Consider the following 13305-nt stretch of genomic DNA (forward strand, 5'->3'; position numbering starts at 1 on the left):
AGACTGCCACGAGAAGGTCGAGGTCAGTGGGAGTCGGAGTCGCCGGCCATGAGGCGGCCGATCTGCGTGCGGTCGGCGTCCTTGCCGGCGATCTCCGCGACGACCTTGCCGCCGTGGATGACGGCGATCCGGTCCGCCAGCGAGAGCACCTCGTCGAGCTCGGCCGAGACGAGGAGGACGGCGGCCCCGGCGTCTCGGGCCTCGACGATGCGGCGGTGGATGAACTCGATCGAGCCGACGTCGACGCCACGGGTCGGCTGTGCCGCCATGAGCAGGCGCGGCTTCGCCGACATCTCGCGGGCGACGACGACCTTCTGCTTGTTGCCGCCGGAGAGCGACCCCGCCGGGGCCTCGACGTTGGGGGAGCGGATGTCGAACTCGGTCCGCAGGCCCTCGGCGTACTCGCGCACCGCACCGAAGTCACGGATGAATCCCTTGGCGAAGGGGGCTTCGTCGTAGCGGTTGAGGACGAGGTTGTCGGCGATCGAGTAGCCGCCCACGAGTCCGTGCTTCTCCCGGTCCTCGGGCACGTGGCCGACGCCGGCGTTGTTGGTGTCGCGCGCGTTGGACCGGGTGATGTCGACGGAGTCCGCTCCCGAGCCGAGGTGGACGGAGCCGCTGAGCGGGGGACGCATGCCGGCGAGGCTCTCGACGAGCTCGCGCTGGCCGTTGCCCTCGACGCCGGCGACGCCGACGATCTCACCGGCGCGCACCTCGAGGTCGAACCCGTCGACGGCGGGCAGGCCCCGGTCGTCGCGGACGTGCAGGTCCTTGATCGACAGCACCGTCTCGCCGGGGGTCGCGTCGTCCTTGTCGACCCGCAGGACGACGGCACGCCCGACCATCATGCTGGCGAGGTCGCTCGTCGTCGTCGTGGACAGGTCGTCGACGCCGCCGACGACCTTGCCCTGGCGCAGCACGTAGCAGCGGTCGGCCACGGCGAGCACCTCGCGCAGCTTGTGGGTGATGAAGACGATGGACGTCCCGCCGGCGGCGAGCTCCTTCATGACCCCGAGCAGCTCGTCGGTCTCCTGGGGAGTGAGCACCGCGGTCGGCTCGTCGAGGATGAGCAGGTCGACCTTGCGCGAGAGCGCCTTGAGGATCTCGACGCGCTGCTGCGTGCCGACCGGCAGGTCCTCGACCTCGGCGTCGGGGTCGACGGAGAGGTTGTGCCGGGCCGCCAGCTCGCGCACCATGTCACGGGCGCCGTCGAGGTCGAGCCTGCCGCCGCGGGTGGTCTCGTGGCCGAGCATGAGGTTCTCGGCGACCGTCATGACGGGGACGAGCTGGAAGTGCTGGTGCACCATGCCGATGCCGCGACGGATCGCGTCCTTGGGGTCCTTGATCCGGCTCGAGTCGCCCTTGATGGTGATCGTGCCGGCGTCGGGCGCCATGAGTCCGAAGATCTGCTTGACCAGCGTCGACTTGCCCGCGCCGTTCTCGCCGAGGAGCGCAACGATCTCGCCGCGGTCGACCCGCAGCGAGATGTCCTGGTTGGCGTGGACGGTCCCGAACGACTTCGACAGGCCGTCGATCTCGAGCAGCGTCTCGCGCGCGCCGCCGGTCCGGTCCTGAGCTGGGGTGTCGGTCATGTCAGTCGCCCTTCACGAACGGTTGCCCCACGGCGCCCGGCGCTCGGACTCGACCCGCGGCCGCGGCGAGCACGACGAGGGTGAGGACGAAGGGCAGCAGGTTGATGAACTGCTGGGGGATGTTGACGACGTCACTCGCCTGGAGCTGGGAGGCCAGTGACTGCATGAAGCCGAAGAACAGCGCCGCAGCGAGGGCCCGCAGGGGACGCCACGCCCCGAAGATGAGGATGGCCAGGGCGAGGAAGCCTCGTCCCGAGCTCATGCCCCGCTCGAAGGTGCTCGTGGCCTCCATCGACAGGTAGGTGCCGGCGAGCCCGGCGAGGGTGCCCGCGACGGTGACGTTGAACAGCCGCAGCGCGATGACGTTGATACCCGCGGTGTCGGCCGCCGAGGGGTACTCACCGACGGCGCGCGTGCGCAGGCCCCACCGCGTCTTGAAGAGCAGGACGTGCAGGGCGAACGCGATGATCAGCGCGAAGAGGGCGATCGGCCCGTCCGAGAAGAACACCGGCCCGATGAGCGGGATCTTCGACAGCAGCGGCACGTCGAAGTTCGGCAGGCCGCGCGGGATCGTCTTGCCGGACTCGAAGTAGAACGAGGTGATGCCCGTGGCGACGATGTTGATGACGACACCGGCGATGATCTGGTCGAGCTGGCCCTTGACGGTCGAGAACGCGAGGAACGCACCCATCGCGATGCCGGACAGGGCACCCGCGATGACTCCCACGACGATCGACTGGGTGGCCGCCGCGGCGAAGAACCCGGCGAAGGCGCCCACGAGCATCTGGCCCTCGATGCCGATGTTGACGACGCCGGAGCGCTCACCGATGACACCGACCATCGCTCCGAGGACGAGGGGCACCGCGAGGAACCACGCGTACGAGAACATCGAGACGGCGATGTTCGAGTTCGCGAAGTAGAAGACGTAGGCCGCGACGAGGATGAGCGTGGAGGCGCCCACCCAGATCTTGTTGCGCTGCAACCACTCCATGTCAGGCACCCCAGCTTCCGGCGAGCTGGGTCTGTTTGGCCGCGTGTCGTCGGAAGATCCACTTCGCGATGACCGGCAACGAGACCATGAGCAGCGTGATGGCGAGGAGGACGTCGACGATCTCGGGGCGGATGCCGAGCTCGAACTGCAGGCTCGGGGCACCGGCGCGCATCGCACCGACGAGGATCGCCGCGGGGATCGTGCCGAGCGGGTTGCCGCGGGCGAGCAGCGCGATGGTGATGCCGTCGAAGCCGAGCGATCCGGCGATGCCGTTCTGGTAGCGGTACGGCTCGATCTGCAGGAGCTCGAAGACCCCTGCGAGTCCGGCCAGCCCGCCAGACATCGCCATCGCGATGAGGGTGGACCTCGTCGTGGAGATCCCGGCGTACCCGGCGGCGAACTTGTTGCGACCCACGGTCTGGAGCTCGAAGCCGAGCGTCGTGCGCTTGAGCATCCACGCGACGAGGACCGCGAGGAGCAGCGCCACGGGCAGGCCCCAGGGGAGCACGCCCAAGGGGGTGAGCCGCGCGCCCTCGGGCACGGCGTATGAGGCGGGGAACGGCTGGCCCGGGTCGGCCAGCGGGCCACCGTTGATGAACCAGTCGATGAGCCCGACCGCGATCGAGTTGAGCATGATCGTCGAGATGACCTCGTGGACGCCGCGGGTCGTCTTGAGCAGCGCCGCGATCGACGCCCACATGGCGCCGAAGAGGACGGCGACGACGACCGCGACGATGACGATCAACGGCGCGGGCAGGTCACGCAGCGCGTAGGTGATCCAGGCTGCGCCGATGCCACCGGCCATGAGCTGTCCCTGGCCGCCGATGTTGAAGAGCCCGACCTTGAGCGGGATGGCGACGGCGAGCCCGACGAGGATGAGCGGCGTCGTCTTCTGCAGCGTCGCGAGGAGCCCACCCTCGGTGAGGAACGAGCGCGTGAAGAGTCGCTGGTACGCGTACGTCGGGTTGAACCCCTGGGCCCGGATGAGGAAGGCGCCGATGACGAACGCGAGGACCACGGAGATGAGGGGCACGACGATCGCCTGGTGGCGGACGAGGTAGCCGAGGACCCCGGTCGGGGGCGGTGGGGCGCCCCGCTCCGCGACGACGGGGACCGCGAGCGGGGCCTCGTCGGGGGCGTCCTGCGACGACGCGGGCGGCGCGTCCTTCGCCGGCGGGCGGTCGGGGTCAGTCATGACTCTCCGTGGTGGTCGAAACGGAGGAACGGGTGCCCTCAAAAGAGGGCACCCGTTCCGTCGAAATCATGCTCGGACTGTATCGGACGGGGTCACCGGACCGAGTGGATCGGTGAGACCCGCAGCGCCGTCACACAGCGCCGAGCGGGGTGCTGTCGATCAGGCGACCTTGAGCGTGCCGTCCTCGAGCTGCTTGACGACGTCGGCGACCTTGGTCTTGACGTCGGCCGGGATCTTGGAGTCGAAGTCGTGGTACTCGGAGAGCCCGGTCTTGCCGACGAAGTTGCCGCCCTTGATGGAGCCGTCCTTGGCCTGCTTGAGCAGGTCGGAGGTCCCGTTGACGAGCTTCTTCTCGGCCGAGGTGATGAGGCACGGCTGGGCCTCGGGGACGGTGTTCCACTGGTCGACGTCGACACCGACGCAGAAGAGCGAGGTGCCCGCACCGGAGGACTTGGCGACCTCGCCGAGGGCGCCGTTGCCGGTGCCGCCACCGACGGCGAAGATGATGTCCGCGCCCTGCGCGAGCATCTTCTTGGCCTCGCCGGCGCCCCACGGGGAGTCGGTGAAGGCGTTGTCGCCGGCGGGGTGGTAGACCTTCGCGACGGTCGTCTTGGGGTTGGCGGCCTTGGAGCCCTGCTCGTAGCCCTTGGCGTAGGCCTGGGTCGGCGGGATCTCGGCGCCGAGGACGACACCCAGCTTGTTGGTCTTGGTCATGAGACCCGAGAGGTAGCCCGCGGCATAGCCGGCGTTGGCCTCGGGGAAGATCAGGCCGGTGACGTTGGGCGCGGTCTTCTTCTCGTCCTGGAACTGGTCGACACCGATGAACTTGACGTTCGGGTTCGCCTTGGCGGCGGTCACCGTGGCCTCGGCCATGAGGAAGCCGACCGTGACGATCGCGTCGTACTTCTGGTCGGTGAACTGCTTGAGGTTGGACGCGTAGTCCTTGGCGTCCTTGGTCTCGATGTACTTGGTCTGGACGCCGGCGCCCTCGAGAGCCTTGACACCCTCCCAAGCAGCCTGGTTGAAGTTCTTGTCGTCGACCGAACCGGTGTCGGTGACGAGACCGATGCAGAACACGTCCGCCGAGGAGCAGTCCTTGGGGGCGGCCGAGCTGCCGTCCGAGCTGGTGTCGCCGGTGCTACCGCCACAGCCGGCGAGAACGAGGGCGAGGGCGGCGGGGGCCGCGACGAGGAAAGGCTTGGCCTTCATAGGGGTCTACTCCTTGGGGGTGTGCAGGATGCCCCCGAACTGTAGCCGTCCGCTCCGGCTGCTGAGACTGGCTTGCGAATCCGTTGCCGTCTCGTTACTGGCGGGTCAGCGCGGCGATCTCCGCGGCATACTCCGGGAAGCCCTCGACGAGCGGAGCGCGCTCGCCGAGGGTGAAGTGCTGGGGTCGGTAGGCGGGGCTGCACCAGCAGGAGAGCAGGCTCCAGTCCCCCAGCGTCGCGGCCCCCTGCCAGACCTCGCGCTTGACGAGCACCTGGCGGCGGTGCCGGCCGAGCAGGCTCAGGCTGCCGTGGTTGCGCTTGCGGCCCTCGCGCAGCCGCAACAGTGCCGTCGGTGCCCCGTCGAGCCACTGCCAGCCCTCGTCGACCGCGAGCCGGTGCATCGCCGAGAAGCCCTCGGGTGCCGCGGTGAGCAGGACGAGGACCGAGGAGAGCTCCTGTGTGCGCGGGCCCTCGACGAAGAAGGCGCCCTCGTGGGGGAGCGGCTCCATCCCCAGCTCGTCGATGATCTGCTCGGCGGTGCGCATGCGGGTCAGGTTTCCTGGGCGTCGAGGGCGGCGGCTGCGTCGCGAGCCCGGCCGCGACACCGGTCCAGGAGGTCGCGGGTGTCCAGCAGGGTGCTGCGGCGCTCGCTGACGACGATCCTCCCATCCACGAGGACGTGGGTGACATCACCCCTGCCGGCGGCGTGCACGAGCAGTGCGGGGACGTCGTGGACCGGCGTGAGGTGCGGCTGCTCGAGGTCGAGCAGGACGAGGTCGGCCCGCTTGCCGACCTCGAGCGAGCCGATGAGCCCGTCCAGGCCGAGCGCGGTGGCGCCGTCGATCGTCGCGCCCCGCAGGATCGCGGTGGCGCCGATGTCGGGCCGCCCGCTCGTCAGCGCGGCGAGGAGGGCGGCTTGGCGCATCGCCTGCCAGACGTCGAGGTCGTTCGAGCTCGCGCATCCGTCGGTGCCCAGGCCCAGCCGTATGCCGTCCGCACGCCACCGCTCCCAGTCCAGGGCGCCCGAGGCGAGCTTGAGGTTGGACCCGGGGCAGTGGGCGACGGCGACACCCGCGGCGGCAGCGGCCGCCCGGTCCTCGGCGGACAGGTGCACCCCGTGCCCGAACACGACCCGCACTCCCGCCGTCCCGCCACCCACCCCCCGTTGCGTCAGCGCCGATGGCTGTTCTAGCGCCCCTTGGCGCTGACGTTGCGGCGGCGCCTGACGCAGGAGGCCGGCGCGGGCGAGGAGCTCGGTGGGGGTGGCGCCGAGTCGGGTCGCGAGGTCGGCGTTCTCGGCGGCGTTCTCGGAGACGTGGGTGTGCAGGACCGGGGAGAGGTCGCCGGCCACCTCGTCCGTGACCCCGTCCGCGACCTCGGCCAGGACCCGGCCCAACTCGGCGAGGTGCTCGACCGAGCAGGTGTAGGTGCTGTGCGGCATCGCCGCGACCGGCACCCGCGGACCGCCGGCCTCACGGATCGCCGACGGCCACGCGCGCAGGCCGGCGATGCGCTCCTCCCACGCGAGCCCGTCGGGACCCGGGCCGTCGAAGAAGGTCGGCCCGCCGACGTGCCGCGACCCGGCCGCGACGGCACCGCGGTGCGCGGCCTCGTGGTGGAAGTACATGTCGAGCTGGGTCGTGCAGCCGCCGAGCAGGGACTCCAGGGCCCCGAGGGTGGCGCCGAGCTCGACCGTCGCCGGGTCCATGACGGCGCCCTCGGCGGCCCAGACCCGCTCGAGGAAGCCCTGCAGGTCAACGCCCTCGGCGATGCCGCGCAGCAGGGTCATCGGCAGGTGGGTGTGGAGGTTGACGAGCCCGGGGAGCGCGAGCCGGCCGCGGCCGTCGACGACGACCTCGCTCCCGTCACTGTCCACGCCGGGAGCCACGCCCCGTGCCACGTCCTGGCCGATCGCCGTGATGACGCCGTCCTCCACGACGAGCGTGACGTCGCGCAGCACGGTGTCAGAGGCGTCGACCGTCACCACGAGGGCGAGGTCGCGCACGACCACTCGGCTCACGCGCCGTCCTCACCGGTGAGCACGGTCGCCTCGACCGCGCCGTATGCCGTCCCGACGCTCCCGGGGCGCGCCTCGTCGGGCGCGTCGAGGGTGGGGACGCCCCCGCCGACGATGACTCCCGAGGGCTGGCGGCTCACGCGCGTCACGCTACCGGTGGTGCGAGGATGCCTCGCATGAGGAGGCGGGTGGCGGTCGCGGCGACGGGTCCGGCGTCCCTCGCCGCCGGACGGGCGGTCGTCGCGGAGGGCGGCAACGCGGTCGACGCCGCCATCGCCGCCGCCGTCACGTCGATGAGCACCGAGCCCGGCATCGTCAGCCTCGCCGGCGGGGCGTTCGTCACCGTCTGGCCGGCGTCGGGTGACCCGGTGCTCCTCGACGGCAACGTCGTCATGCCGGGACGGGGACTGCCGCGAGAAGCGTTCGGCGGTGGGGTGCGCGAGGTCGTCACCGACTACGGCGGCGGCGTGACGATGTATGCCGGTCACGGCTCGGTCGCCGTGCCCGGCGCCCTGGCCGCCTGCGAGACGGCGGTCGCGCGCTTCGGGTCGCGCCCGTGGGCGTCGGTCGTCGAGCCGGCCGCTGCGGCCTGTCGTGACGGCTACCCCATCGGTGGCGCAGCCGCCTTCTACCTCTCGATCGTCGGCGAGGTCCTCTTCGGGCACGACGACGGGGCGCGCACGGTGACCCGCCGGCTCGACGGATCCCCCTTCACGGCAGGCGATGTGGCGCGCAACACCGAGCTCGCGGCCGTCCTCGGCGAGATCTCGCGAACCGGGGCCTCGCTCCTCACCACCGGCGAGGTCGGACGTGCGCTCGCGAGCGAGATGCTCGCGAACGGTGGGCTGGTGACGGAGGCCGACCTCGCGGCATACGAGGTCGTCGTCCGCGAGCCGCTGAGGCGCGCGGTGGGGGACTGGGACATCGCCGTGAACCCGCCGCCGTCGGTCGGCGGGCCGATGCTCGCGGTGATGCTCGGTGAGCTGGCGCGGACCGGCGAGCCGTCGTGGGACGACATCCTGCGGATCCAGCGCGCGGTGCTGTCCTACCGGCTCACGGTGCACGACCACTCGCACGACCTCGAGGCCGACGGTCACGCGCTGCTCGCCTCGGTCGACCGGCACGGGCTGGCAGGCTTGCCGACGTCGGCGTCGACGGCGCACATCTCGGCCGTCGACAGCGACGGGCTGGCCTGCGCGGTGACGATGTCGAGCGGCTACGGGGCCGGGGTCACGGTTGCCGGGACGGGCCTGCTCCTCAACAACGCGCTCGGCGAACCCGAGCTCAACCGGCTCGGGCTGCACGCGCTGACGCCCGGGACCCGGCTCGCCTCCAACATGGCGCCGACGGTCGGGCGCACCGCGGACGGACGGGTTCTCGCGGTGGGCTCGCCGGGCGCCGACCGCATCACCACGGCCCTGATGCAGGTGCTCGACCAGCTGTGCCTGCGGGGCGTCGACCTCGACGCGGCGATCCGGGCGCCGCGGATGCACGTGCGCTTCGGCGGGTCGGGGGCGGCGCTCGTCGAGCACGAGGCCGACGTCGCGATCGCCGCCGCGGTCACCCGGGCCGGGCTGCCGGGGCTCGACCACGGCGACCTGTCGATGTACTTCGGCGGCGTGGGCGCGGCCTACCGGGATGGCGACGGCAAGCTCAGCGCCGCCGGTGACCCGCGCCGCGAGGCGGCGGTCGGTGTCTCCTAGCGGGTCGCGCCGGTGACCATCCACCGGTCGGTGCGCACGCGCGCCCACATGAGGACGCCGCGGATCGCCATGAAGCCGGCGAAGGCCAGCCACAGCCAGGTCACCGCGTTGCTCGTGCCGCGCCCCGAGTCGTCCGCGAGCAGCCAGTCCCCGAGCAGGTGCACGCCGAGGATGAGCGGCAGGTAGGCGAGGAGGTTGCCGAGCATCGCCCGCGCCAGCCAGCGCCCGTCGCCGGCGCCGATGAGCACGCCGTCGATGACGAAGACGTAGCCGCTGAGCGGCTGCGACAGGGCGACGACGATGAGCGCGGCGCCGATCGCGGCCTGCACCTCCGGGTCGCCGGTGAAGACCTGCGGCAGGACGGTGTGGAGCAGGAGCACGACGATCCCGAGGACGGCGCCCCCGATGACGCCCCACCGGATCATCAGCGTCGTCGTCGACCGGGCCCGGTCGAGGTCGCCGGCGCCGAGCGCCTTGCCGGTGAGCGCCTGCGCCGCGATGGCGATGGCGTCGAGGGCGAAGACGAGGAAGCTCCAGATCGTCGCCGACACCAGGTACGCCGCGAGCGGCACGTCCCCGAGGTCGGCGGCGACCCACGTGGTGACGAGGAGGACGGCGCGCAGCGCGAGGGTCCGGACGAGCAGCGGTATGCCGGTCCGCGCGGCTCCGAGGATCCGTCCCGGGTGGGCCCGCAGGGTGACCTGGTGGCGGCGGGACTCGCGGACGAGGACGGCGACGAGGGCGGCGGCCATGCCGGTCTGGGCGATGACGGTGCCGAGCGCGGAGCCGGCGATGCCCCAGCCGAACCCGTAGACGAAGAGGAGGTTGAGCGCGATGTTGCTCGTGAACCCGAGGGCGCTCGCCGCGAGAGGAGTCCTCGTGTCCTGGAGCCCGCGCAGCACACCGGTCGTCGCGAGGACGACGAGCATGGCCGGGATGCTGATCGCCGAGATCCGCAGGTACGTCACGGCGTGGCCGAGCGCCTCGGGGGAGGCGCCGAAGAGCCGGCAGATCGGACCGGCGAGCACCGCGACGAGGACCGCGGTGACGGTGCCGAGGCCGACCGCGAGCCAGGTGCCGTCGATGCCGGCGGCGATGGCGCCGTTGCGGTTGCCCGCACCGAGCATGCGGGCGACGACGGAGGTGGTGCCGTAGGCGAGGAAGACGAAGATGTTGGCCGCGGTGAGGAGCATCGCGCTCGCGACACCGAGGCCGGCGAGCTGCGGCGTGCCGAGGTGGCCGACGATCGCGGAGTCGGTGAGGAGGAAGAGCGGTTCCGCGACGAGCGCGAGGAACGCGGGAAGGGCGAGTCGGAGCACCTCGCGGTGCTGGGACTGCTCGGCCGGCGTCGTCACGGGTGCGAACCTAGTGCCCCGACGGGGCCGGGCGCCGATGCGCCCGACCCCGCCGGGTCGTCACTGGAGCGGGGTCAGCAGCTGCCCGGCCCGAACTCGCTGACGGTCCAGACGAGCATCCCCCACACGGCGAGCGGGCTCTTCTGCTGTCCGGGGCGGAAGCAGTAGCGGTAGGTCACCCAGCGGCCCGACATCGACTCGTGCGCGTTGGCGACGACGTAACGGTTGCCCCAGGTGCAGTTGCGGTAGCTCTGGTTCCAGAAGCTGAAGCCACAGGGCAGGGCGGTCGTGGCGGCCACGACCCGGGTGGTGGTGGCAGTGGTGGCGGTGGTGACCGCCGTCGGTGCCGGCTGCGCGTTCGCGGCCGGTGCGGAGAAGCTGAGTGCCAGGGCGGTGGCTGCTGCGGCGAGACCGGTGCGTACGGAGATCAACATGTCATTTCCCATCGTCGTTGAACGGAACTGACTTCCCGGCCCTTGGGCCGGGCGGGCGGCGAACCACCAGGTCGGACGCTAGGGAGCGCCGGGTTGGCTCGGAACCCACGAATCCGCGGATTCCGGTCGGCACGCGAGGGGTGTCGGGTCCGGAGCGGGCGGCATACGCTCGGGGCATGTGCCGAAACATCCGTCAGCTGCACAACTTCGAGCCACCGGCCACGGACTCCGAGGTGTATGCCGCCGCGCTGCAGTACGTGCGCAAGGTGAGCGGGTCGACCAAGCCGTCGCAGGCGAACCAGGAGGCGTTCGACGCCGCGGTACGGGAGGTCGCGGACGCGACCCAGCACCTGCTCGACCACCTCGTGACGACCGCGCCGCCGAAGGACCGTGAGATCGAGGCGGCCAAGGCGCGGGCCCGGTCGGCCGAGAGGTATGGACGAGCCGGCTGAGACGCCCGGATCTGGCGGCCGGGAGGGGTTCCCGCCGGGGGTTACTGCGTGGTATGGGGGCTCGGGAATGGCCTGATCAGGCCGATCGGGCCATGCCGGTCGGGTCGGGGCATGTGGACAGGACACGCCCGAGACTTTCTTTTTCACACATCGGTGGATCCGCGTCGTCGCAGGTCAGCGGACTGCGGGAACGCGATCGTCGGGCTTGTCCACAGGGCTGTCCACCGGCTGTGCACAACAAGGTCGGGCGTTTTGCACCGTCTGTCCACACGTTGTGCACAGGGGCGGTGGAACCGCTCCCGCAAACGGCTTAGGTTGGCCCGGGCCGAGTGCACGGCGCGGTGTCGGTGGCGGCTGCTGCACTGGGTGAGATGGCGTACTGGAATTCGAACGGAAGGGTGGGCAGGTGTCGATCGCTGAGCTGAGCAACGGCTACACGGGTTCCAGCGGCGGTCCCTCCGACGACCGGCTCCCACCCCAGGACCTCGGGGCCGAGCAGTCCGTCCTCGGTTCGATGCTCATCAACAAGGACGCCATCGCCGACTGCCTCGAGGTCGTCCGGTCGGTCGACTTCTACCGCCCGGCGCACGAGCTCATCTACGACGCGGTCCTCGACCTCTACGGTCGCGGGGAGCCCGCCGACGCCATCACGGTCGCCGACGAGCTGTCCAAGCGTGGCGACCTCACCCGCGTCGGCGGCCAGGCCTACCTCCACCAGCTCATCCAGTCGGTGCCCACCGCAGCCAACGCCGGGTACTACGCCGAGATCGTCCACGAGCGCGCCGTCCTGCGCCGTCTCGTCGAGGCCGGCACGCGCATCGTGCAGATGGGGTACGGCCAGGGCGAGGGGGACATCGACGACATCGTCAACCGCGCGCAGGCCGAGGTGTACTCGGTCGCGGAGAAGCGCGGCGGCGAGGACTACCACCAGCTCGGCGAGCTCCTCAACGCGACGATGGAGGAGATCGAGGCCGCGGCCGGCCGCACCGACGAGATGATCGGGGTGCCGACGGGGTTCATCGAGCTCGACAACCTCACCCACGGGCTGCACGCCGGTCAGATGATCGTCATCGCGGCGCGCCCGGCCGTCGGCAAGGCGCTGTCGCTCGACACCCCCCTCCCCACTCCGTCGGGATGGACCACCATGGGTGCGGTCGCGACCGGCGACCTCCTGCTCGACGCCTCGGGTCGGCCGACCCGTGTCGTGGCAGCGACCGAGGTCATGGAGGGCCGGCCGTGCTACGAGGTCGAGTTCTCCGACGGATCGGTCATCGTCGCGGACGCCGAGCACCAGTGGGCGATCGAGGGCGGGGAGGTCGTGAGCACGCAGCACATGGTCGACCTCGGTCTCAGGCCCAAGATCGTTCATGACACGCGGTACGTCCAGAGTGTTCGTGCCACACCGTCGGTGCTGGTGCGCTGTGTCGAGGTGGACAACGCCGAGCACCTGTACCTCGCCGGGCCGACTCGCATCCCCACCCACAACTCGACGCTCGGGATCGACATCGCGCGCGCCGCGGCGATCAAGCACGGCATGGCGACGGCCGTGTTCTCGCTGGAGATGAGCCGCACCGAGATCACGATGCGCATCCTCTCGGCCGAGGCCACCATCCAGCTGCAGGACCTTCGCAAGGGCCTCAAGGGCCAGGAGCAGTGGAACAAGCTGGCCCGCGTCATGGGCAAGATCTCGGACGCCCCGCTCTTCATCGACGACTCGCCCAACATGTCGCTCATGGAGATCCGGGCCAAGTGCCGCCGGCTCAAGCAGCAGCACAACCTCAAGATGGTCATCATCGACTACCTCCAGCTGATGAGCTCGGGCAAGAAGGTCGAGTCCCGCCAGCAGGAGGTCGCCGAGTTCTCGCGTGCGCTCAAGCTGCTCGCCAAGGAGCTCGAGGTCCCGGTCATCGCGATCTCGCAGCTGAACCGTGGACCGGAGCAGCGCACCGACAAGCGCCCGCAGATGTCCGACCTGCGTGAATCGGGGTCGATCGAACAAGATGCCGACCTCGTCATCCTGCTGCACCGGGACCGCTCCGACCCCGAGCGCGATGGCGAGGCCGACGTCATCGTGGCCAAGCACCGTAACGGTCCGACGGCCGACCTCGTCCTCGCCTTCCAGGGCCACTACAGCAGGTTCAGCAACATGGCCAAGGACGGCGGCTTCTAGCTCGAGACGACGCCCTGTGTGTAGCGGCACGACAGTGTCACCGCTCGCGACATCGAGTGCCTCGCGAAGTCGGTGTTCATGATGGGGTTGGTTCCGGTTGAGGGCGGTGGCGAGACGTTCGAGTGTGGTGACCCGGACGTCGATGGGTGTGGTTGACCGTCCACGATCTGTTGCAGGATCTTGAACGG

At 70.7% G+C, this 13305-nt stretch carries 12 protein-coding genes; 3 read left to right on the top strand and 9 right to left on the bottom strand.

The genetic code is table 11. The annotated features are described in order from the left end of the window. Window positions 1-23 precede the first annotated feature (23 nt). The 7 genes from AC3EU2_RS08015 to AC3EU2_RS08045 all read right to left on the bottom strand — a co-directional run bounded on the left by AC3EU2_RS08015 (window position 24) and on the right by AC3EU2_RS08045 (window position 7143). On the bottom strand, window positions 24-1592 hold the full coding sequence (locus AC3EU2_RS08015) for an ABC transporter ATP-binding protein (protein ID WP_488179176.1): 1569 nt from the start codon (window positions 1590-1592) through the stop codon (window positions 24-26). A 1-nt stretch (window position 1593) separates the two neighbouring features. Next, window positions 1594-2583, bottom strand: a complete 990-nt coding sequence (locus tag AC3EU2_RS08020; RefSeq protein ID WP_488179177.1) for an ABC transporter permease — start codon at window positions 2581-2583, stop codon at window positions 1594-1596. 1 nt (window position 2584) lies between these two features. Next, window positions 2585-3778, bottom strand: a complete 1194-nt coding sequence (locus AC3EU2_RS08025) for an ABC transporter permease (RefSeq protein ID WP_488179178.1) — start codon at window positions 3776-3778, stop codon at window positions 2585-2587. 159 nt (window positions 3779-3937) lie between these two features. After that, the gene (locus tag AC3EU2_RS08030) at window positions 3938-4987 is read right to left on the bottom strand and encodes a BMP family ABC transporter substrate-binding protein (protein WP_488179179.1); all 1050 of its coding nucleotides are present in this window, start codon (window positions 4985-4987) and stop codon (window positions 3938-3940) included. A 94-nt stretch (window positions 4988-5081) separates the two neighbouring features. Then, on the bottom strand, window positions 5082-5531 hold the full coding sequence (locus AC3EU2_RS08035) for a cupin domain-containing protein (protein WP_488179180.1): 450 nt from the start codon (window positions 5529-5531) through the stop codon (window positions 5082-5084). A 5-nt stretch (window positions 5532-5536) separates the two neighbouring features. Then, a complete protein-coding gene (locus AC3EU2_RS08040; protein WP_488179181.1) occupies window positions 5537-7006 on the bottom strand; it encodes an amidohydrolase family protein in 1470 nt (489 codons plus the stop codon). Beyond that, on the bottom strand, window positions 7003-7143 hold the full coding sequence (locus AC3EU2_RS08045; RefSeq protein WP_488179182.1) for a hypothetical protein: 141 nt from the start codon (window positions 7141-7143) through the stop codon (window positions 7003-7005). Before AC3EU2_RS08045 ends, AC3EU2_RS08040 begins: the two co-directional genes overlap by 4 nt. A 36-nt stretch (window positions 7144-7179) precedes the next feature. On the opposite strand from AC3EU2_RS08045, the gene AC3EU2_RS08050 reads away from it, so the two are divergent. Continuing rightward, window positions 7180-8706 (top strand): gamma-glutamyltransferase, encoded by a 1527-nt coding sequence (locus AC3EU2_RS08050; protein WP_488179183.1) that lies wholly within the window; start codon window positions 7180-7182, stop codon window positions 8704-8706. Here AC3EU2_RS08050 and AC3EU2_RS08055 read toward each other — a convergent pair. Together AC3EU2_RS08055 and AC3EU2_RS08060 are read right to left on the bottom strand one after the other, a co-directional pair. Then, window positions 8703-10061 (bottom strand): MATE family efflux transporter, encoded by a 1359-nt coding sequence (locus tag AC3EU2_RS08055; protein WP_488179184.1) that lies wholly within the window; start codon window positions 10059-10061, stop codon window positions 8703-8705. The genes AC3EU2_RS08050 and AC3EU2_RS08055 overlap by 4 nt on opposite strands. Before the next feature lie 74 nt (window positions 10062-10135). Beyond that, window positions 10136-10495, bottom strand: coding sequence for a hypothetical protein (locus tag AC3EU2_RS08060; protein ID WP_488179185.1), 360 nt, complete (start codon window positions 10493-10495; stop codon window positions 10136-10138). 176 nt (window positions 10496-10671) lie between these two features. Between AC3EU2_RS08060 and AC3EU2_RS08065 the strand changes: the two genes are divergently transcribed. Further along, window positions 10672-10947 (top strand): DUF2277 domain-containing protein, encoded by a 276-nt coding sequence (locus AC3EU2_RS08065; RefSeq protein ID WP_404386064.1) that lies wholly within the window; start codon window positions 10672-10674, stop codon window positions 10945-10947. A gap of 406 nt (window positions 10948-11353) precedes the next feature. Beyond that, window positions 11354-13117, top strand: a complete 1764-nt coding sequence (gene dnaB / locus AC3EU2_RS08070) for a replicative DNA helicase (protein WP_488179186.1) — start codon at window positions 11354-11356, stop codon at window positions 13115-13117. Window positions 13118-13305 lie beyond the last annotated feature (188 nt).

Source organism: Knoellia sp. B-D-2, assembly GCF_057714695.1.

Bases quoted from the DNA above. Each gene is read 5' to 3' on its own strand.
- AC3EU2_RS08015 (WP_488179176.1), bottom strand. From the start codon at position 1,592: ATGACCGACACCCCAGCTCAGGACCGGACCGGCGGCGCGCGCGAGACG.
- AC3EU2_RS08020 (WP_488179177.1), bottom strand. From the start codon at position 2,583: ATGGAGTGGTTGCAGCGCAACAAGATCTGGGTGGGCGCCTCCACGCTC.
- AC3EU2_RS08025 (WP_488179178.1), bottom strand. From the start codon at position 3,778: ATGACTGACCCCGACCGCCCGCCGGCGAAGGACGCGCCGCCCGCGTCG.
- AC3EU2_RS08030 (WP_488179179.1), bottom strand. From the start codon at position 4,987: ATGAAGGCCAAGCCTTTCCTCGTCGCGGCCCCCGCCGCCCTCGCCCTC.
- AC3EU2_RS08035 (WP_488179180.1), bottom strand. From the start codon at position 5,531: ATGCGCACCGCCGAGCAGATCATCGACGAGCTGGGGATGGAGCCGCTC.
- AC3EU2_RS08050 (WP_488179183.1), top strand. From the start codon at position 7,180: ATGAGGAGGCGGGTGGCGGTCGCGGCGACGGGTCCGGCGTCCCTCGCC.
- AC3EU2_RS08060 (WP_488179185.1), bottom strand. From the start codon at position 10,495: ATGTTGATCTCCGTACGCACCGGTCTCGCCGCAGCAGCCACCGCCCTG.
- AC3EU2_RS08065 (WP_404386064.1), top strand. From the start codon at position 10,672: ATGTGCCGAAACATCCGTCAGCTGCACAACTTCGAGCCACCGGCCACG.